At 42.0% G+C, this 19,301-nt stretch carries 21 protein-coding genes and 1 tRNA gene; 2 read left to right on the top strand and 20 right to left on the bottom strand.

What is annotated here, in order from left to right; genetic code table 11:
• Nucleotides 1-394 precede the first annotated feature (394 nt).
• Nucleotides 395-468, top strand: a tRNA-Met gene (locus OMHG_RS05550).
• 171 nt (nt 469-639) lie between these two features.
• Here OMHG_RS05550 and OMHG_RS05545 read toward each other — a convergent pair.
• From OMHG_RS05545 to ispE, 17 genes are all read right to left on the bottom strand, one after another.
• Nucleotides 640-1,023, bottom strand: coding sequence for a S1 domain-containing RNA-binding protein (locus OMHG_RS05545; RefSeq protein ID WP_010649017.1), 384 nt, complete (start codon nt 1,021-1,023; stop codon nt 640-642).
• A gap of 69 nt (nt 1,024-1,092) precedes the next feature.
• The gene (locus OMHG_RS05540; RefSeq protein ID WP_010649016.1) at nt 1,093-1,473 is read right to left on the bottom strand and encodes an FtsB family cell division protein; all 381 of its coding nucleotides are present in this window, start codon (nt 1,471-1,473) and stop codon (nt 1,093-1,095) included.
• Nucleotides 1,474-1,478: 5 nt separating this feature from the next.
• The gene (gene yabQ / locus OMHG_RS05535; protein WP_010649015.1) at nt 1,479-2,078 is read right to left on the bottom strand and encodes a spore cortex biosynthesis protein YabQ; all 600 of its coding nucleotides are present in this window, start codon (nt 2,076-2,078) and stop codon (nt 1,479-1,481) included.
• Complete coding sequence (yabP, locus tag OMHG_RS05530; protein ID WP_010649014.1) at nt 2,075-2,377, bottom strand: sporulation protein YabP; 303 nt, start codon at nt 2,375-2,377, stop codon at nt 2,075-2,077. The genes yabQ and yabP overlap by 4 nt, the downstream gene beginning before the upstream one ends.
• Before the next feature lie 54 nt (nt 2,378-2,431).
• Nucleotides 2,432-2,689 carry an RNA-binding S4 domain-containing protein gene (locus OMHG_RS05525; RefSeq protein ID WP_010649013.1) on the bottom strand — a complete coding sequence of 86 codons (258 nt, stop codon included), beginning with the start codon at nt 2,687-2,689 and terminating at the stop codon, nt 2,432-2,434.
• Nucleotides 2,690-2,693: 4 nt separating this feature from the next.
• A complete protein-coding gene (gene yabN, locus OMHG_RS05520; RefSeq protein ID WP_010649012.1) occupies nt 2,694-4,145 on the bottom strand; it encodes a bifunctional methyltransferase/pyrophosphohydrolase YabN in 1,452 nt (483 codons plus the stop codon).
• Complete coding sequence (locus tag OMHG_RS05515; protein WP_010649009.1) at nt 4,138-5,736, bottom strand: putative polysaccharide biosynthesis protein; 1,599 nt, start codon at nt 5,734-5,736, stop codon at nt 4,138-4,140. Before OMHG_RS05515 ends, yabN begins: the two co-directional genes overlap by 8 nt.
• Nucleotides 5,737-5,887: 151 nt before the next feature.
• Nucleotides 5,888-6,421 (bottom strand): stage V sporulation protein T, encoded by a 534-nt coding sequence (gene spoVT / locus OMHG_RS05510; protein WP_010649007.1) that lies wholly within the window; start codon nt 6,419-6,421, stop codon nt 5,888-5,890.
• A gap of 227 nt (nt 6,422-6,648) precedes the next feature.
• Nucleotides 6,649-10,173, bottom strand: a complete 3,525-nt coding sequence (mfd, locus tag OMHG_RS05505) for a transcription-repair coupling factor (RefSeq protein ID WP_010649005.1) — start codon at nt 10,171-10,173, stop codon at nt 6,649-6,651.
• Nucleotides 10,174-10,249: 76 nt separating this feature from the next.
• Nucleotides 10,250-10,480: an anti-sigma-F factor Fin gene (locus OMHG_RS05500; RefSeq protein WP_010649002.1), complete on the bottom strand. Its 231-nt coding sequence runs from the start codon at nt 10,478-10,480 to the stop codon at nt 10,250-10,252.
• A 100-nt stretch (nt 10,481-10,580) separates the two neighbouring features.
• On the bottom strand, nt 10,581-11,144 hold the full coding sequence (gene pth, locus OMHG_RS05495; RefSeq protein WP_010649000.1) for an aminoacyl-tRNA hydrolase: 564 nt from the start codon (nt 11,142-11,144) through the stop codon (nt 10,581-10,583).
• Between the two features lie 123 nt (nt 11,145-11,267).
• The gene (locus tag OMHG_RS05490) at nt 11,268-11,909 is read right to left on the bottom strand and encodes a 50S ribosomal protein L25/general stress protein Ctc (protein ID WP_010648998.1); all 642 of its coding nucleotides are present in this window, start codon (nt 11,907-11,909) and stop codon (nt 11,268-11,270) included.
• 137 nt (nt 11,910-12,046) lie between these two features.
• Nucleotides 12,047-13,000: a ribose-phosphate diphosphokinase gene (locus OMHG_RS05485; RefSeq protein WP_010648997.1), complete on the bottom strand. Its 954-nt coding sequence runs from the start codon at nt 12,998-13,000 to the stop codon at nt 12,047-12,049.
• Nucleotides 13,001-13,016: 16 nt separating this feature from the next.
• On the bottom strand, nt 13,017-14,396 hold the full coding sequence (glmU, locus tag OMHG_RS05480) for a bifunctional UDP-N-acetylglucosamine diphosphorylase/glucosamine-1-phosphate N-acetyltransferase GlmU (protein WP_010648995.1): 1,380 nt from the start codon (nt 14,394-14,396) through the stop codon (nt 13,017-13,019).
• A 228-nt stretch (nt 14,397-14,624) separates the two neighbouring features.
• The gene (spoVG, locus tag OMHG_RS05475) at nt 14,625-14,915 is read right to left on the bottom strand and encodes a septation regulator SpoVG (RefSeq protein ID WP_010648994.1); all 291 of its coding nucleotides are present in this window, start codon (nt 14,913-14,915) and stop codon (nt 14,625-14,627) included.
• Between the two features lie 150 nt (nt 14,916-15,065).
• Complete coding sequence (gene purR, locus OMHG_RS05470; protein ID WP_010648991.1) at nt 15,066-15,893, bottom strand: pur operon repressor; 828 nt, start codon at nt 15,891-15,893, stop codon at nt 15,066-15,068.
• A 65-nt stretch (nt 15,894-15,958) separates the two neighbouring features.
• Nucleotides 15,959-16,810, bottom strand: a complete 852-nt coding sequence (ispE, locus tag OMHG_RS05465; protein ID WP_010648989.1) for a 4-(cytidine 5'-diphospho)-2-C-methyl-D-erythritol kinase — start codon at nt 16,808-16,810, stop codon at nt 15,959-15,961.
• An 81-nt stretch (nt 16,811-16,891) separates the two neighbouring features.
• On the opposite strand from ispE, the gene OMHG_RS18260 reads away from it, so the two are divergent.
• Entirely contained in the window at nt 16,892-17,218 is a 327-nt protein-coding gene (locus OMHG_RS18260) for a hypothetical protein (protein ID WP_010648986.1), read from the top strand.
• A 319-nt stretch (nt 17,219-17,537) separates the two neighbouring features.
• Here the strand turns inward: OMHG_RS18260 and OMHG_RS05455 are convergent, their stop codons facing one another.
• The 3 genes from OMHG_RS05455 to yabG all read right to left on the bottom strand — a co-directional run bounded on the left by OMHG_RS05455 (nt 17,538) and on the right by yabG (nt 19,256).
• Entirely contained in the window at nt 17,538-17,717 is a 180-nt protein-coding gene (locus tag OMHG_RS05455; RefSeq protein WP_010648984.1) for a small, acid-soluble spore protein, alpha/beta type, read from the bottom strand.
• Nucleotides 17,718-17,895: 178 nt separating this feature from the next.
• Nucleotides 17,896-18,159 carry a biofilm formation stimulator Veg gene (veg, locus tag OMHG_RS05450; protein ID WP_010648982.1) on the bottom strand — a complete coding sequence of 88 codons (264 nt, stop codon included), beginning with the start codon at nt 18,157-18,159 and terminating at the stop codon, nt 17,896-17,898.
• Nucleotides 18,160-18,386: 227 nt separating this feature from the next.
• Nucleotides 18,387-19,256 carry a sporulation peptidase YabG gene (gene yabG, locus OMHG_RS05445; RefSeq protein WP_010648980.1) on the bottom strand — a complete coding sequence of 290 codons (870 nt, stop codon included), beginning with the start codon at nt 19,254-19,256 and terminating at the stop codon, nt 18,387-18,389.
• Nucleotides 19,257-19,301 lie beyond the last annotated feature (45 nt).

Here is a 19,301-nt window from a genome sequence, read left to right as displayed (position 1 = left end):
GCCCGCGGAAAGCGCAGTGTATTTCCGGAGTGGGGATAAAGCATATCATCAAATTACATCGAATCGAATATCAGTAATTCGATTCAGAAGGCCAAATCTTAGCGGAGGAAATACACGGAGACTCCTTGAAATTGCATTCGCAATTTCTGCGTGCGATGTCTTGCTGAAGCAGCCTTCCTTGTCCTGCAGGAAAGCGAAGACGATGAGACCCCACAGGGAGCGAACTTTGCGAGCGAGGAGGCTCATCGCGAGCCCGCGGAAAGCGTAGTGTATTTCCGGAGCAGGGATAAAGCATTTATTTAAAAAAGCAATCTTTGAGAAAACAGTCATTTTTTATCATTTCCTATTGACATAGTGCGTTCTGTAATGTAATATATTTTTTGTTGACTTATTTGGCGGTGTAGCTCAGCTGGCGAGAGCGTACGGTTCATACCCGTGAGGTCGTGGGTTCGATCCCCTCCGCCGCTATCAAAAAAAACAGATGCTTTATTTTACTTAAGACCATGCAAGCAAAGGACCTGAAAACGGTTATGCTGCATGGTCTTTTCTTGATTCCATTCCAAAATAAAAAGCAGATGCCCTTTTCCTTGGCGCCTGCTTTTAAATATATAGTAGAGCATTGTCTATAGACAGCAACTGCTATCCTCTTTTCGCACCACGGCCTCCGCGTTTGGATTCCGTATGCTTTTTCAAAGAGGCTAATCGATCTTCTGAATCTTTGAGAAAACGATTCATTTTCGATTCAAAATTCTCAGTCCGTTCTTTTGGACTTTTTTGGCGGACTGGTCGATCCTTCGCTTTCTTGATCGATAAGCCAATTTTTCCGTCCTTTTCGACATTAATAACCTTTACAGTGACCTCGTCACCTACTGTCAAATGTTCATTAATGTCTTTGACATAGTTATCAGCAACCTCACTAATATGGACCAAGCCGGTTTTTCCTGCCTCCAGCTCCACGAACGCTCCAAAATTAGTTATTCCGGTTACCTTCCCCTGCAGCTTGCTGCCTACTTCGATTGACATAAAAAAAATGCTCCTCCTTAAAAGATTAAATGTAGTTCTTATATAGTATATTAATCCGTTATAAAAGTGTCAATAAGATGGGTCTTCATTCGGGAGCTTGAAGATTAATTCACCCTCTTTAGAGAAGAAGTAATTCGTGCGAGCGATATCGAGGACATAATCCTTATCATTTAACAGCTCTATCTCTTCCGTCATTTTCTCTTCTTCCTTTTTCAATGTTGCAAGCTTTTCTTCGAGTTGTTCATACTGCTCTATTTTTTCCGCCTGAAGTTCCCTCTGTTTCAAATGGTATACAGCCATAGTCCCTATAGTCAGTGCTATAACAATAGAAAATAACGCAAGACGACGAATCAGCCGCTGCTTTTTTCTCTTTTGTCTTTCTATGTACGCATCGTACTGCTGCATATAATTCGAGTCTAATCTTGTTATCGTTTTTTTCTTTGACGACAAAGCTCTTACCTCCTCTTAAACTTGAGATACTTCACCCATTTATAACATATATTCTTCATTGTACTATAAAATCCTGCTATTTTGTTTAAAAAGTTTTTAATTGGTTTGGGCAGCAATCGATAAATACCGATTAAAATCCACCGAAATGGGGCGAAAAGTACCTTTAATATAAACAGGATGATGGTAGTCAACAACATTATTATCGACATAATCAGGCGTATAATGAAGCGAATGCACCAAGAAATTGGCGAAATAATAAGCATATGGACCAATCTGCTGAAAAACCGATAGATAGCAGCTCCGATTCGGATTAATCTTTCCAATAGCTTCTTATAGACTGACCTTAACAAGACCTGATAAACAGAAAATCCGAGAAAACACGCCAGGAGAACATATAGCCTCACTTCCCCCGCATTCACACGAAATAACACATAATATATAATGGCGGTCTGTGTCAGCCAAAAGCAGCATTCCAGGAAATAAGTTAATAGAATCCGCTTTTTCCAGTATCGTGTAAACCGGCGGAAGGTTTCCTGTACGATACCCAAATAAATACCGCTTAAAACCATGGCGATCATTGTCAGGAACTGGATGCCAAGTGTCATCGGAACAGCTTGCTAAAAAATCCTTTAGCTTTCTCCTGCTGCTGTTCATCGACATAGGAAAGCTCATAAATCTTACCTTTTATGGTAACGACGCCTTCTGTCACATCAAGGTTTTTCAGCTGCAGATTCTGCCCCCTGATGATTAAGTATCCCATTACCGTTTCAAGTAAAAACTCTTCATTATCAAAGCTATCGACTTCCTTTACACCGGTTATCTCCAGATTTTTGCGGTTATTCAACTTTACAGAATGGTCGGTCTCGACACGGGTCGTTGTTTCTTTGTTCTCATAATAGTTCATAAAAAACCCTCCTTATCATTATTAATTTATGATAGGAGGGACAAGTATAGAACTCTATTCAACCTTTTCTTCTTTGACAATTGTATATAGTGTTTCTGCTTCATCTTTTCTTACATTTTCCCTTAGATCATTTACTTTAACAGTCACAAGCTTCTGTCCAAAGCGAATAACCAGTTCATCTCCAGGTGTAAGGACGGTGGAAGCCTTGGCCGTATTTCCATTCACGGTAATCCGCCCCTGTTCAGCAACCTCTTTTGCCAATGTTCTTCTTTTTATTATCCGGGATATTTTCAAAAATTTATCCAATCTCATGGTATCACTCTCTTTCTTTTGCTTGATTCCAGTATGCATCCATTTCTTCCAGCGTTGCCTTGTTTATGTCCTTCTCCTGCTGTTTCAATTGTTCTTCTATATACGTAAAGCGTGAAATGAATTTTCGGTTAGCCCTATTTAACGCTATTTCGGGGTTAATTTTATAATACCTTGTCAGGTTGGCCAGTACAAATAGAACATCTCCGAATTCATCTTCTATATCATCTGGTGTCTTGCTTTCGATTGCTTCCTGTACCTCTTTTATCTCCTCATCAAGCTTCTCCCAGATGTGCTGGACATCTTCCCAATTAAAGCCAACCTTTGCTGCCTTTTTCTGAAGGTTAAAAGCCTTGGCAAGCGCCGGCAGATGTGTTGGGACACCATCGAGTACCGACTGGCGCTGATCTCCCTTCTCCTCCTTCTTGAGTTGATCCCAGTTTTTGGTTACATCATCAACAGAGTTCACTTTTGTATCTGAGAAAACGTGGGGGTGGCGGAAAATCATCTTGTCTGTAATAGATCGGATTACATCATCAATCGTAAAATAGCCGGCATCGGTGCCAATTTGGCTATGCAGCAGCACATGCATGAGGATATCTCCAAGCTCTTCGATGATGTTGGCATCATCTTGTGCATCAATGGCATCAATTAGTTCATACACTTCCTCTATTGTATATTCCCGAAGAGATTCATGGGTCTGCTCCCGGTCCCAAGGGCATCCATCAGGACCCCTTAAAGTTGCCATTACTTCTTTCAGCTTCGAGAATGTATGGTGCAGCAGATATTCTGGTACAGGCGGTATGTAAACACTTGTTAAATTACTGATTTCCATGGAGTGATCGAGCTCTTCTAAGGGAACTACGGTGATTTTCTCCAGATTGCTTCCTGCAGCTTCGACAATGGTAACCTCATAATCAGGCGGAAGATCTTCCAGCAGCGCCAGTTTGACGTTAGAGGCAATAAAGCGATCATACACTTGGCAGAATATAATGTGATGCCGGTAATCCAGCTCACTTCGATTGAACGATGTACCATCGGCAAATTGAAAGCCTTCAATCGGATCTATTTTTAGCGACGTAAATAAGTCATCCAGGTAGCTCTGTCCCCCGGCAACCTTAACGTCTACGGCATCCTGTTCCAATAAGAGCTGGACCGTTTTCTCAGCGAGCATTGGATGCCCGGGAACGGCATAGATGATCGTTTGATCGGATTCCATTGCATAGCCAAGCAATGCCTCTGTAATACGTTCATACACCGCACCAAATTGTTCTTCTTCCTCATACATGGCATCAAATGAATCAAATCTGACATCCTCTGCCTTCAATGTTTCAATTACCGGATGATCAATTGTCCTAGTATATATTATTGTCTCAGACTGTGTCAGTTTTCTATAGATGCCAAGCGGAAGCTGTTCTGCATCTCCTGCACCAAGTCCAATGACTTCAATTTTACCCATGCCTGTTCCTCCCTTTATAAATACGTATAAACAGCTCCGATTTAGGCAGCATCTTCAGTTCTTGCTCTGTAAATGCTCTGCATCGCAAAAGAATGCAGATGAAGATGATGCCGCCTGTCAGCGCAATAAATAAAACATACATCAGCAATGCTAACCGGGAATCAGCTGCCACATCGGAAAACAGCCAATCAACCAGAAAGATATATGCGAGCATAGCAGCACTCGCGATAAGCAGTCCTTGCCAGTTAATCCTTCGCAGGAAATCAAGTCCAGGTAATTTCCTTTTCAGTTCATACATCACAATAATACATAAGACCAGTAAGCTGAGGACCGTTGCAATGGCACTGCCCATGATCCCCCATTCAGGTACAAGCAGCTGGTTCCCTGTCCATTTCATAAATAGGGCAACCAGAATAAATCCTGCTGTCCTCTTAATGTTGCCCAGCCCCTGAAGAATGGAGGTTGCTGTAATCGACATGGAGCAAAGGAATATCGCTAATACCAGTATTTGCAATTCCGCCGTTCCCTTATCATTTTGGAACAACAGCAGATTGGTTTCTGGGAATATAGCAATAAGACCGATTGTCGCCCCTGCCGCTAAATAAAAGCTAAAAAGCAGTGCAGCCCGAATATAATTATAAAACCCTGCCTGATCCTGATCTGCGGCCAGCTTATCCTTTGAGATAGACGGAATCATGGCCAGCGCAAAAGAAGAACCGAGTACCATTCCAAGCTGGATAAGCGGCTGTCCGCGGTCAATGACACCCTTTGCTTCCATTGCCTCCATTTGAGACAGACCGTATTGCTTCAGGCTTGGAATCAATGTAAATGCATCCGCAAACTGGATAACAAGCAGGACCATATGATTCAGTGCCGCAACAATACCAAGAATCAACAGCGTTTTCATAAAATAATTCCAAGGAATCTTATACCGCTCATTGGAAACCAAATGCGTTTTCCTAAAGAAAAATGCAAGAATGAGAATGGCTGCAGCTCCACCGCAAATTGATGCCAGTGCTGCGGCCTGCCCAATTTCATATAAAGGTTGTTTCCCGGAAGCGACATAGACAGCTGCAATAATGATGATAGACACGCGTACAAGCTGTTCGCCTATTTGAGAAAAAGCAGTCGGCTTCATATAATATTTCCCCTGATAGACCCCTCTCAGCAATGCGGAAAAGGGGATAAGCAGAAAGGCAAATGCGGCCAATCGATAGGCACGCACTAAATTATCATCCCCAGCCCAGCCGGCTATTGCCGCTGCATTCAGTGATATAAATAGAAAGATTGCTCCATTTATCGCCCCTAGAATCAGGAAAATGGGAAGATAGAATTCCCGGTAGGAAAGGTGCTTCCCTGCGGCCTTCCATTCGACCGCCATTTTTGATATGGCGGATGGGAAGCCATATAAAGATAGTGTCAGGGCTATGCCGAGCAAAGGATAGATCTGCTGATAGATATAAAATCCAATATCCCCTGTCAGATTCTGCAAAGGAATCCGATAGCCCGCACTTAGTATTTTACTGATGAGTCCTGCAAATGTCAGAAGCAATGCACCTTTCACCAGCCTATTTGTTTCGTTCCCATTCATGATTAGCGTCCTTCAAGTAAATTTTATATTAGTATACCATAGGTTACTGAATCTATCGTTTGCCAGATGGTACAGAACTTCTTTTCCATATTTTTGGCAGTAAAAAACCTGTCCCCGGCAGCATGCACTCCCGGGACAGGTTCATTAAGTACTATTCCATCTGTTTGGCCAAAAATCCAGCAGCTGTTTCTGCCGCCTTCTGCTCCACCTTGCTGACTTTTTCATCTTTGGAAAAAATCATCACACACCCGATTGGATCTCCGTTTGCAATAATTGGACTGATACAATAGGATTGCAATTCCTGCTGATGACCCTCAATTATTTCCAGATCGGCTGAGTCTACTTCAAACACTTGGGATCTTCCTTCAATCGTTTTTGTCAATTGAGCTCCAATATTTTTATTTAAGAAATCCTTTTTTGATTCTCCTGCAATGGCGATTACCTCATCTCTGTCACTGATAATAACCGGCATTTGCAGGGAGTTGAATAACGCTTCAGCGTATTCTTTGGCAAAATGACCCAATTCATTTATGGGAGAGTATTTCTTTAAAATTACTTCCCCTTCTCTATCAACGAATATTTCCAGTGGATCTCCTTCACGGATACGCAATGTTCTTCTGATTTCTTTCGGGACAACCACTCTGCCTAAATCATCAATTCGACGTACAATTCCTGTTGCTTTCATCTCTAAGCAGCCTCACTTTCTAATGATGATTACTCTTGTTATGTTTGCTCACTTAATAAAATGTTCAAATGGTCTGATAAAATGCCACCATGGCTATAAGGGATTATATCTTAATCGCCAGCAACCTTTTTCCCGAGCTTCTGAGCACATATTAAATGTGTAAAAATCACCAAGTGTGGTTTTAGTATAATTCATCCAGAAATAACTATACATTCCAAAATGAATTTTTAATTATCCCGATTGACGCCACTTAATTTATCGATAAAGCTTTCGACGACCTCATATTTGCTGTGTGCGGTTTCGTTTGACCATTTAAAGACGATTTTCAGCTTTTGGTTCTCGGTACCAAGCTGAACATTGCGGCCAAACTCATTGGCCAGTTCAAAAAGCTTCGACCCATCAATCTGCTGGCTTCGTTTATCTTCTATCAAAACAACAATCTTCTTATTTCGTTCGGTAATCGATTCGACACGCTCTTTTTTCGCATGCATTTTCAGAGAAGTAACCGTGAATAAATTATTGACTTCTGTTGGATAATCACCAAATCGGTCAATCAATTCATCCTTTAATTCCTCTATATCCTGTTTGAGACTCATACCCTGGAATTGTTTATAGATATCAATTTTCTGTTTTTCATCTTTAATATATTCATCCGGTATATATGCATCCAGATTCAATGTGAGTTCCGGTTCAAATGGCGTAATTTCCTCAATATCCTTGCCTGCTTTACGAGCATCAATGGCATCGGTTAGCATCTGGGAATACATATCGAAACCAACGGAATCAATGAAACCGTGCTGCTGTGCCCCGAGGAGGTTTCCCGCCCCACGGATGGACAGGTCACGCATTGCAATCTTAAATCCGGAACCAAGCTCTGTGAATTCCTTAATCGCTTGGAGACGCTTCTCGGCCACCTCTGTCAGCACCTTATCCTTCTGATAGGTAAAATAGGCATATGCCACACGATTGGAACGGCCGACCCTGCCTCTTAGCTGATAAAGCTGGCTCAATCCCATACGGTCAGCGTTATTGACAATCAATGTATTCACATTCGGGATGTCGACACCCGTTTCGATGATGGTTGTACTCACAAGGACATCGTATTCCCCTTCCAGAAATCCGAAAATCACATTTTCCAGTTCATTTTCATTCATTTGTCCATGAGCCACCGCAATTCTTGCATCTCCTACAAGCATACCAAGATCACGGGCAACCTTATCGATATTTTCCACACGGTTATACAGGAAGAACACTTGGCCGCCGCGTGCCATCTCCCGCTCAATCGCTTCCCGCATGAATATTGGATTATATTCCATTACATACGTCTGAATTGGGAAACGATTTTCCGGTGGCGTCTCAATCACAGATAAATCGCGGACACCAAGCATGGACATATGCAGGGTTCTTGGAATTGGTGTGGCGGTCAAGGTCAGGACATCCACATTTGTTTTTAGCTGCTTGATTTTTTCTTTGTGTTTCACTCCGAAGCGCTGTTCCTCATCAACAATCAATAGTCCAAGATCACGATACTCCACATCCTTGGATAATAGGCGATGTGTACCGATAACCACGTCGACGGTGCCTTTTCTTACGCCATTCAAGGTTTCGGTCTGCTGTTTCTTTGTGCGGAACCTGCTTAATAAGCCTATATTGATTGCATGGTCCTGGAATCGTTCGCGGATGGTTTCAAAATGCTGCTGGGCAAGAATCGTCGTTGGCACCAATATCGCAACCTGTTTTCCGTCTGCAACAGCCTTAAAGGCAGCACGGATTGCTACCTCTGTCTTACCATAGCCAACATCTCCGCAAAGCAGCCGATCCATTGGACGCTCTTTTTCCATATCCTGCTTGATTTCTTCAATACAGCGGAGCTGGTCTTCTGTTTCCTGATAGGGGAAGGAGGACTCGAACTCACGCTGCATTTCCGTATCCTCCGAAAAAGCGAATCCTTTTTTGGCTTCCCGCTCTGCGTACAGTTTGATTAAGTCATCTGCAATATCTTCTACAGACGACTGTACCTTTCTTTTTACTTTCGCCCATTCCGATCCGCCAAGCTTATATAGCTTAGGTTCTTTTCCTTCCGAACCGACGAACTTCTGAACGAGATCAATCTGGTCGATTGGAACAAATAACTTATCGTCCCCTGAATACTTAATCAGCATATAATCTTTATGCAGGTCATTTACCTCAAGCGTTTCAATGCCTAGATACCTACCCACCCCGTGATTGGCATGTACGACATAATCGCCGATTTTTAATTCCTGGTAGCTCTTGATTCGCTCGGCATTGGTGATTTTCTGCTGTCGTCTAGGACGCTTGGACCGTTTCTTAAATAATTCATTTTCCGTTATGATGGCAAGCTTATGCATCGGGAGTTCCATACCGCTTGTCAGATTTCCAATAGCAATGGTCGGTATCTCCACAGGAAGTTTTAAATCTTTGGAGATGGCCGAATCAATATCATAATCTGCCAGTATGGAATAAATTTTGTCTGCCCTTTTTTGATTGGGTGCGAGAATGACGACTGAGAATTCCCCTTTTTCCCAGCGTTTCAGTTCATTTTTGAATAAGTGCATTTGGCCATGGAATTCCTGCATGACACGTGAAGATAGATTGATAATATTTTCAGGCTGTGTATTTGGAATATGCCTTAGAAATACCGACATATAGATACGCTGCTGGTTCATCGTTTCCAGAACCGTATTCCAATCAAATGAAAATTGACTGTTCCTCACCATCTTGTTGCCTTCAAGCAAACTGCTGTACCATTCCGCCTCTTCTGTATCAAGATTCGTTGCCGTTTCCTGAATTCTGCTCATCTCATCCAAAATGATTAGTCCATCTTGGGTAAGGTAATCTAATAAACTAGCAGGCTTTGAATAGAGCAGACCGATATATTTGTACATCTCCTGAAAGCGCTCGAGATTTTTCATACGGGTAATGTCGTGTTCCATCACTTCTATTAATTGTTCTTTCGCTTCCGGTTTCTTCATTTTTTTCAGTGTAGCCGCAAGTTCATTCTCCAGTCTTTCGGAAGCAGCAAGTAAGTCCTCATCCGTCAATAGCAGCTCTGTTGCAGGACCGATTATAATCTCTTCTGCCTTATCCAAGGACCGTTGTGTCTCTGCATCGAAATAACGTATCGAATCGATTTCTTCGTCAAACAGCTCAATACGGATTGGAAGCTGCTCCGTAATCGGATAGATATCGATAATTCCGCCACGACGGCTGAATTCCCCGGGGGTAGTTACCATAGAGACCCTTTCGTATCCCATATCGACTAACGATGTGAGATACGCGTCCATTTCAATTTCTTCGCCATTCTTAAAATGCAGCTGGTAGTTACTCCAATAATCCTGAGGTGGTAATATTCGCTTTAGTGCCGCTACCGGTGCAATTAATATGCCAGACTTTCTTCTGGACCATTCTGTCAGTGCCTCTATCCGCTGTGCTCTTAATTCTGGGCTTGATATCGATATTTCCGAAGCGATTAATTCGTTAACCGGATACAAATGTACGTCACTTTCATTCATGAATTCAGTCAGGTCATCGTAGAGCTGCTGTGCTTGTACAAGCTGATGTGTTACCAGCAATACCGGTCTTTGGATGGATTGATTGATTACCGATACGAGCATGCTCCTTGCCGAGCCGGAAAGTCCGGCAATCAGTTGCTCCTTCATCCCTCCTGTTATGCCACTGACGATCGATTGAACGTCTTCTTTTGATTGTAAATAGTGATTAATGCCCTTCATTGTTAAACTCCTCTTAAATGTATATATAAGCGCAAAAATGCCTTGGTTTACATAACCAAAGCTTTTGCAGCGTATGCTATTGTATAAAAAAATCCAATTCGTGATAATGAGGATGCTGGCCTAAGGCTTGCTCACAATTCTCACAAATTGTATGTATCTGAATATCGCCATTCCGACTATAATGAACCATTTCTTCCATTTCCCGATTGCTTAGCTGATTCAAGCCCAGTAATGAGGCATCCATTACCTTTTGCTCCAGCTTTCCAATCGTTTGTCCGCAATGTCTGCAATTATAAATGATCGCCATCATCAACCACCTCGAATAATCTTTCTACATAAAAGTTTATCCGGATAATGGTATATTATACATCGACTGCTTTCATCGTGCGCATATAGAAGCCTATGCTTCAATTATTGTATTCATTCATTACTTCGATGAATGGTGTTCCCTTTAGCCAGGACTCACAAGCGTCTGCAGCATTTTTTATACTGATGATAACATCTTCCTGCTCTTCTTTAGGAAAAGCACCCAGCACATAATCAACCACCGGAATAGGTCCAACGGGTCTGCCAACCCCCAAACGAATACGCTTGAATTCTTTGGTCCCAAGATGATCGATTGTTGATCTTACCCCGTTATGGCCGCCATGACCACCCTTTTGGCGCAGACGTATCTTCCCTGTCGGTAAATCAAGATCATCATAAATAACAAGCACATCATCCAGGTCCAGATTGTAATAATCCATCAATGGACGAATGGACTCTCCTGACAGATTCATGTATGTTTGCGGCTGTAGAAGAATTACCTTTTCGCCCTCATAGTGTTCCATGGAATAGTCGCCATTAAACTTGGCTTTATCTAGGCTCCACTGATTGCGATGCAGCAGTTCTTCAATCACCATAAATCCGATATTATGACGTGTCTGTCTATATTTTCTTCCTGGATTGCCTAATCCCACAATCAATTTCATAGTATGCTTCTTCCTTTTAAAATAGTAAATACATCCATAAACAACAACCCCTCCTCTAAGAATGGCTATTCTTTTTAGATTCTTATAGGAGGGTATTGTCATTATGTTATCTATTATATTGTATTATTTATCTTCTGATTCCTCTTCGTTTCGATCAGCACCGACCAATTCTGGTTCAGCGTTCGGATCGACATCTGCTTCAAGATCCTCTTCTTTGGTTGGCGGCAGAACAGTTGCAACCGTTGTTTCCGCATCATCCAGGATTTCATAATTTCCCTTTGATGGAATGTCTGCAATCGTAAGACTGTCACCAATCTCCAGAGCAGAAATGTCCACACTGATCTCTTCCGGGATTTGGTCCGGCTTTGCCCTTACCTGCAGTTCAAAATATGGCTGCTGAAGTACGCCGCCTGCTTTTGAACCCTGTGCCTCACCTTCTAATCGAAGCGGAACTTCCACATCCATCTCTTCAGACATATTGACCACATAGAAGTCTGCATGGATTAATTGATCTTTTATCGGTTCAATTTGATATTCGTGCAGCATTACATCGATCGATCCGTCATTTTCAACGTCCAATGAGATAATTGCATTTCTTCCTTCATCCCGAACCGTTTTTACAAGTTGAATACTATCGACAGAAACATTCTTTGCTTCCTTTTCTTTGCCATAGACAACAGCAGGGACCCGCCCGCTCAGTCTAATTTCCTTAGTTGCTGATTTCGTAAGATTTTCCCGTTTCGCTGCTTTTAATTTTACTGCCATGTTTATCATCCTCCAAATTTTTTAAAACATTTTCAAAATAGGTAAGTAATCTCTTTCTATTTCATCCTTATGTTTCATCTTGAGGTAAAAAAACGGTCAATATAATTAATACCCGTTTCACGGTCTTACTAAACAAATCAATCAAATAAAATACTTACTGACTGCATTTCATGGACACGGATAATAGCTTCCCCGATAAGTGGCGCTACAGAAAGAGCTGTAATTTTTTCGCTTCGCTTTTCTTCTGGAAGCGGAATGGTATTCGTAATGACAAGCTCTTTAATCTGGGAATTATCAATCCGCTCAATTGCAGGTCCCGACAGTACAGGATGCGTACAACAAGCATAGACTTCTTTCGCTCCGTTTTCAATCAATGCATTCGCTGCAAGGGTAATTGTCCCCGCTGTGTCGATGATATCGTCAATCAGGATGGCTGTTTTCCCTTCAATATTACCGATGATATTCATGATTTCAGCTACGTTAGGGCGCGGTCTGCGCTTGTCGATAATTCCGATAGGTGCTTTTAGGCGATCAGCCATTTTACGTGCCCTTGTCACACCGCCGTGATCCGGAGATACTACAATTATATCTTCTAGATTTTTGGCATCAAAGTAATCTGATAAAATTGGCACACCTTGCAAGTGGTCAATTGGAATATTAAAGAATCCTTGGATTTGCGGTGCGTGCAAATCCAGGTTAATCACACGATTGGCTCCAGCTGTTTCGATTAGATCAGCTACCAGTTTAGCAGCAATTGGTTCACGCGACCTTGCTTTTCTATCCTGTCTCGCATAGCCATAATATGGCATGACGATATTAATCGATTTTGCTGAAGCACGTTTAAGTGCGTCAATCATGATAAGCAGTTCCATTATATGCTGATTAACGGGAGCGCTTGTCGATTGGACAACATAAACATCACAACCACGAATACTTTCTTCAATATTGATTTGAATTTCACCATCGCTGAACTGAGATACCGTACATTTCCCAAGTGTTGTTCCAATATGTTCTGCGATGTCTTCTGCCAATTTTTGATTAGAATTCAGTGAGAATACCTTCAACGATGAATCCTTGTAGCTAGATGCCATTAAATATAACCTCCGATTAATCTTTTTTTCTGCTTTTTAATTTTGCAGCATAGCCTTCTTTATTTGTCTGTCTAGCCCTTGCGACAGATAGTGCATCTTCTGGAACATCGTCTGTTATCGTCGATCCCGCTGCAACATAGGACCCCTTGCCAACTGTTACGGGTGCAATCAAATTGGAGTTACAGCCGATAAATGCATCGTCTCCAATCGTTGTTAAGAACTTATTTGTTCCATCATAATTTACTGTTATTGTACCACAACCGATGTTTACATTGCTCCCAACATCTGCGTCCCCAATATAACTTAAATGGGAAACCTTACTGTTATCGCCAAGTACGGTCTTCTTAATCTCAACAAAGTTGCCTAATTTGGCATCATTGCCTACATTGGACTCAGGACGTATATGTGCAAATGGTCCAATTTTGACACGGTCACCAATCTTGCTGTCGTTTGCTACACTTTGTTTCACAATTGTATCTTCTCCAATATAGCAATTGTTTATTTCGCTGTTGGGCCCGATTTCAGCATTGGTCTTTATCGTAGAGGCCCCTTTTATGATTGTCCCTGGATGTATGATGACATCCGACTCAATGACTACATCCGGCTCGATGTATGTATGGTCAGGATCAATTATGGAAACACCGTTACGCATATGCTTCTCATTAATACGTTTTCTCATTGTTTTTTCAGCCTGGGCCAATGCAGCACGATCATTAACCCCTAGTGTTTCTTCAAAATTGGGCGTAAGGAAAGCACTGACCTTTTCACTTTTGTTTCGTAATATCTCAATAACATCCGGCAGATAGTATTCACCTTGTGCATTATCATTGGAAACTTCATGCAGCGCTTGGAATAGTGCCTTATTGTTAAAACAATAGGTACCCGTATTGATTTCCTTAACAAGCAGTTCACTTTCACTTGCATCCTTCTGTTCCACAATCCGCTCTACTTCATTGGTCTCATTCCGTATCACCCTGCCATATCCAGCCGGATTTTCTGTCTGGGCAGTCAGAATAGTAGCGGCCGCACCTTCCCGTTCGTGATGAGCAAAAAGCTCCTGAAAGGTTTCACCGGTAATAAGCGGTGTATCTCCACAAGCAACAATCGTTGTTCCTTCCTGATCCTTCAATAGATGCTCTGCCTGTAATACGGCATGTCCAGTCCCCAATTGTTCCTCCTGAACTACAAATTCGCTTGCATCGCCAATCTGTTCTTTGACGATGTCAGCACCAAAACCTACAATTGTAACCATTTTATCAAGTTTCACTGTATTTAACTGATCTATAACATGTTGCACCATTGCCCGTCCGGCAACCGGATGCAGAACTTTATAAAGCTTTGATTTCATTCTCGTTCCTTGTCCAGCTGCCAGAATGACAGCATTACGATTCGTCATAAGGAAACCTCCATTATCTAATTATCCACTATAAAATATATCGTAAAAAAGAGATGATTTCAACAGATGTCAATGCAGGGGGCATCTCCTGAGGGGAAAATCGCAGAAGTTGTATAATTGCTGGGATTTTTTTCAATTAATCTTAGTGCAGGAATACATCAGAAAACAAAAAAAGAAGGTCAACCTGTAAGATTAGACCCCTTTTCGTCATGATATTTGAACATTCTATTAAGAAGCACCTGCTTCTTCATATTTAACTTCACTCTCACCCGCACGACGATATTCTTCCAATACGGCATCCTGAATTTTTGAACGAGTTCCTGAATTGATCGGATGTGCTATATCCCGAAATTCCCCATCAGGAGTTCTTTTTGATGGCATCGCCACAAACAATCCATTATTACCGTCGATTACGCGTATATCATGGACTACAAACTCCTGATCCAACGTAATAGATGCAATAGCTCGCATTCTGCCCTCTGTATTTACGCGGCGTAATCTCACGTCAGTTACTTCCATGATGTCTCACCACCTTTTCCCATTTGGACTTACTTTAAACTATTTCAACAAAACACATTGAAATTCCTGCCTGAAATATAAAAAAATTAAATATTTTAAGCAAGGAATGATTCCAAGTGAAAAAAAGGCTCAAATGATGCCATCAATAACCTATTCTTTGGCTTCTCTCTCCACAAAATTACCCGCCTGAATTTCGATATTATTATGTCTCATATCAACATTCGAGATTTTCACTAACGACGTATAATTGTTAATGACACGTTCTTCCTCGTCATCATCAGCTTCTGCCAGCACTCCGATCGCCTGAACACGGGCATTGAACTCTCCCAGCAGGCTGATCATTCCAGTAATCGTACCGCCCGCTTTCATGAAATCATCAATAATACAAACATTGGACCCTTCTTCAAGGCTGCGTTTTGGCAGTACCATCGTTTGTATCTTGCGCGACGACCCCGAAACATAATTAATGCTGACCGATGAACCTTCCGTCACTTTCGGATCTCTTCTTGCAATTACTACAGGAACGTTAAGGAATGAAGCAACCGCATATGCCAATGGAATACCTTTTGTTGCCACTGTTACAATGACATCAATATCCATTTTGGAAAATGCCGATGCAAATACACGGCCAATGTCCCTTACTGTTTTCGGATTGCCAAGCAAATCACTCATATATAGATATCCGCCAGGCAGAATCCGCGTTGGATCCTCAAGCTTTTCACGCAGTTCGTCAATAAAGGCAACACTCTTTGCGTAAGTGTATTCCGGTATATATTTTACACCACCGCCAGCACCTGTTGACCTTTCCAGATGGCCCATGCCCTGCTCCTTAAAAACAGCATTAATAATATCCAAATCCTCACTAATGGATGATTTCGTTGTATCACAAAGTGTTACAAAATATGGCAATTGAATATGTTTTCGCGGGTTTTCCAGGAAAAAGTCAGTTAATATAACTAATCTGTTGCTTCTTTTCATTACTACACCCCAAAACCGAATATTTAAATATTAATATATCATTAATATACGCATTTTGGCAATATTCATCCGATAAGACGGACAAGATATACTTCTTCGCAGAAACCACGCATACCATTGTATATGCGGGTTGCTTTGCTTTGCTGTTCCACTAACCCATATACGGTTGGACCGCTTCCGCTCATTAGAACGCCTGCCGCACCTGCATGGGTCATCGCTTCTTTGATATGCTGTACTTCCGGATGCATTGCAAAAGTGATTGGTTCAAGCGAATTACCGATATGATTGCATAGCTTGCTGAAATTCTTATCTTCCAACGCTTCAAGAATTGCCGCTGTATCCGGATGGAAAAGCTCTTCTACATTAATCTGACTGAATATCGTCCTGGAAGAAACACCAATGTCCGGCTTTGCCAAAATGATCCAGCAGGGAGGAGGGGAAGATAACTTTTCGATTTTTTCACCAAATCCTCTTGCTATTGCTGTATTACCATACACACAATAGGCAACGTCAGCTCCTATTGATGAACCCAGCTCCGCCAATTCATTTAGTGGAATATCCTTAGACCACAGTTTGTTAAGTCCCCGCAGTACCGCTGCTGCGTCTGTACTCCCTCCGCCAAGGCCGGCCGAGACGGGGATATTCTTATCAATAGTAATATGTACACCTTCTGTGATCCCATATTTAGTCTTAAATGCCTTTGCCGCTTTATATGCTAAATTCCGCTCATCATTTGGCACGTATCTGCTTTCAAGCGATATCTCAATCCGATCATCCTGCAGCCGCTCAAGCTCAATCCGGTCGGCCAAATCAATCGAAGTCATGATCATTTCAACATCATGATAATCATCATCCCGCTTGCTTAATACATTCAGGGACAAATTAATCTTAGCTGGCGCTTTCTCCAAAATGGTCATCTTATCACCTACCTTGCTGCATAATCCGCGCGCTAAAAATATAGATAATTGTACCATAATAAGAAAAGCGAGGCGACAAGAGTGAAGTTGAAAGGGGCTTTGCCAAGAAACGCCTTCCTTCTCACCAGGCTTGTCAATTCTGCAGATAGGAAACACCTGCCCATTACCGGTCATCATAAAACAGAGCAAAACGAGAATGCTCTTTTCGTAAGTATTGTTGTTATTTCTAACCTTGTATTTGATAAAAACTGCGACATAACAGCAACGGCCGATTTCCGCTCCGGGCAGTCGCTTTCCGCGGGCAACGCTTCAGCTTCCTCGGAAGAAACCCACTTCCTGCGGGATCTTCAGCTGTTGCTTTTCCCGCTGGAGTCGACTGCCCTGCGCTCCAATCAATCAGCTTCATAATTATCAGTAATTGATTCAGAAAGCCAAATCATAGCGGAGGAAATACACGGAGACTCCTTGAAATTGCATTCGCAATTTCTGCGTGCGATGTCTTGCTGCCGCAGCCTTACTTGTCCTGCGGGAAAGCGAAGACGCTAAGACCCCGCAGAGAGCTTACTTTGCGAGCGAGGAGGCTTAGCGCGAGCCCGCGGAAAGCGCAGTGTATTTCCGGAGCGGGGATAAAGCTCATTATCAAATTACCTCGCTGTTTATATATTTTATGTAAAAACAACAATCATAGAGAAAACAGCCAGCTTAAACGAACAAAAAGACAATCCCCTTAGGAATTGCCTTTTTGCATATTTTGTTCAGCTATTTCAATAGCACGTTTCACCATGTTACCGGCATCCCTTGCTTTGATGCCGCCCCAGCCTTCTTGTTGTACCGTGTCGTAAAACCCTAACTCTTTGGCAATTTCTTCTTTCAATTGGTCTGACATGATCCCTCTGCGTCTACCCATGAAAGAACAACCCCTTTCTGTCCTGAGCTGTTTCCTTACGACATCTATAGCTTATGCCATTTCCTAAAATAAACCCCAGTCAGATATACGCAAGAAAGGATAATGCAGTCAAATGCGGGAACGAATCCCAATTAACGACACTCGCAATTGAAAAACAAAAAGAAACAGCAGACATTGTCTACTGTTCCATAAGTATAGCTTTATTTCCGTCGAGGAAATTCAATTCCACCGTTTCTGTTAATACGTCTGCATAGCTGTATGAAACACGTTCGAATGCATTTTCGTCTTGGTCAAGCTCAACAATAAACACAGAAGGATACGTTTCTGCTAAGATTCCCGAACGAATAACCGTTTTCCTTCTTCCGCCGTTGGCTTTTAATTTCAACCGTTTACCAACATGACATTCAAGACCTTGCTTAATTTCGATTAATGTTTTAGCCACTAGACTCCACCTCACTGATTTTATTTTACCATAAACACGTCCAACAGTCAAATAAAACTTAATATTATATCAGTAAGTCTTTTTTTCTGTCAACAATAAAATTTGTCTATTTCCTATATTATTTGTAATTGTTAACAATATATGTATGTTATAAGTGAAAAAAATATGAAAACTTGTCCCAAATAAAATCGGAGGAGTCTTACCCTAATGGATAAGACAAATCCTCCCTATTCTTCTTCCTTCTCTTCAAGATACGGTATACCTGTCCGGAGTATACCCCTTGTCTCAACTCCCCCCATCCCTTTTTCACCAGTGAGGGTATTTCTCAGGACATCCCATACACCAACACTTTCCATAAACGGTGTATAAGCAATTTTTGCAGCAATATAAACAGGATCGAGTGCATGGATGTTAACCCTTGAAGGGGAACTGGCAAAATTTGCTCCTGCACGAATAAGGGACTCAAAATGGGACTGGCAGGCCCCGGCAAAAATAACAAGCTGGTCCAAATTAGGATTCATCCGTCTTGCTTCCCGGACTGTTTCAGCAAAATATTTGGAATGCCGGTATGCGCGCAGATCGTTTTTCATCCCTTTATTTTTCGAATAGGCATCATGGCCTGTAATGACAATGATATCCGGCTGAATTCTCTCGACTAGGGATGCAATCTCATTCGGCATTTCCTTTTCATTCAGATGGATACCATGTACCTGCAGACCGATACGCTGATATAAGGATATACATTTACGCAAATAGGTCTGGTCCCCGTCCAAATGCAATACCTTTGCAGGCAATTGAAAAAATTGGGCATCTTGAAGATATCCATCCGTTGCGTTGTAGTTTCTTTTTTCCTTCATCAGCTGGTAATCCTGACGAAATAGACGAAATGAATATTCTTCCTTCTCTTTTTCCTTCTCCTGTCTCATCTCAATATCCCTGCCCTCTGCCGGAATAAGATCCTCGATTGGGGCATCTGCCTCAAGCCGCATCTCTTCCCCATGCAGAACAGCTATTTCCTTTCTTATTTCAGCGACACGAAACAGGAGATCATGATGATAGGATTTGCGTGTAACAAGTTCTCCAACAGTTATACCCATATATCCACCTCTTAGACTTCAATCTCCTATAGACTATGAGGAATC

The sequence above is a fragment of the Oceanobacillus massiliensis str. N'diop genome, from assembly GCF_000285495.1.
In the GTDB taxonomy this organism is placed as follows: Bacteria; Bacillota; Bacilli; order Bacillales; family Amphibacillaceae; genus Oceanobacillus; species Oceanobacillus massiliensis.
The sequence above is the reverse complement of the archived record's forward strand: the minus strand, read 5'-3'. Positions and strand labels throughout refer to the sequence as shown.

Bases quoted from the DNA above. Each gene is read 5' to 3' on its own strand.
- OMHG_RS05545 (WP_010649017.1), bottom strand. From the start codon at position 1,023: ATGTCAATCGAAGTAGGCAGCAAGCTGCAGGGGAAGGTAACCGGAATA.
- OMHG_RS05485 (WP_010648997.1), bottom strand. From the start codon at position 13,000: ATGGCATCTAGCTACAAGGATTCATCGTTGAAGGTATTCTCACTGAAT.
- ispE (WP_010648989.1), bottom strand. From the start codon at position 16,810: ATGACCATTTTGGAGAAAGCGCCAGCTAAGATTAATTTGTCCCTGAAT.
- OMHG_RS05515 (WP_010649009.1), bottom strand. From the start codon at position 5,736: ATGAATGGGAACGAAACAAATAGGCTGGTGAAAGGTGCATTGCTTCTG.
- glmU (WP_010648995.1), bottom strand. From the start codon at position 14,396: ATGACGAATCGTAATGCTGTCATTCTGGCAGCTGGACAAGGAACGAGA.
- OMHG_RS05500 (WP_010649002.1), bottom strand. From the start codon at position 10,480: ATGGCGATCATTTATAATTGCAGACATTGCGGACAAACGATTGGAAAG.
- spoVG (WP_010648994.1), bottom strand. From the start codon at position 14,915: ATGGAAGTAACTGACGTGAGATTACGCCGCGTAAATACAGAGGGCAGA.
- pth (WP_010649000.1), bottom strand. From the start codon at position 11,144: ATGAAATTGATTGTGGGATTAGGCAATCCAGGAAGAAAATATAGACAG.
- yabQ (WP_010649015.1), bottom strand. From the start codon at position 2,078: ATGACACTTGGCATCCAGTTCCTGACAATGATCGCCATGGTTTTAAGC.
- yabN (WP_010649012.1), bottom strand. From the start codon at position 4,145: ATGGGTAAAATTGAAGTCATTGGACTTGGTGCAGGAGATGCAGAACAG.
- mfd (WP_010649005.1), bottom strand. From the start codon at position 10,173: ATGAAGGGCATTAATCACTATTTACAATCAAAAGAAGACGTTCAATCG.
- OMHG_RS05455 (WP_010648984.1), bottom strand. From the start codon at position 17,717: ATGGGTAGACGCAGAGGGATCATGTCAGACCAATTGAAAGAAGAAATT.
- yabP (WP_010649014.1), bottom strand. From the start codon at position 2,377: ATGAACTATTATGAGAACAAAGAAACAACGACCCGTGTCGAGACCGAC.
- spoVT (WP_010649007.1), bottom strand. From the start codon at position 6,421: ATGAAAGCAACAGGAATTGTACGTCGAATTGATGATTTAGGCAGAGTG.
- yabG (WP_010648980.1), bottom strand. From the start codon at position 19,256: ATGGGTATAACTGTTGGAGAACTTGTTACACGCAAATCCTATCATCAT.
- purR (WP_010648991.1), bottom strand. From the start codon at position 15,893: ATGAAAAGAAGCAACAGATTAGTTATATTAACTGACTTTTTCCTGGAA.
- OMHG_RS05525 (WP_010649013.1), bottom strand. From the start codon at position 2,689: ATGAGATTGGATAAATTTTTGAAAATATCCCGGATAATAAAAAGAAGA.
- OMHG_RS05490 (WP_010648998.1), bottom strand. From the start codon at position 11,909: ATGGCAGTAAAATTAAAAGCAGCGAAACGGGAAAATCTTACGAAATCA.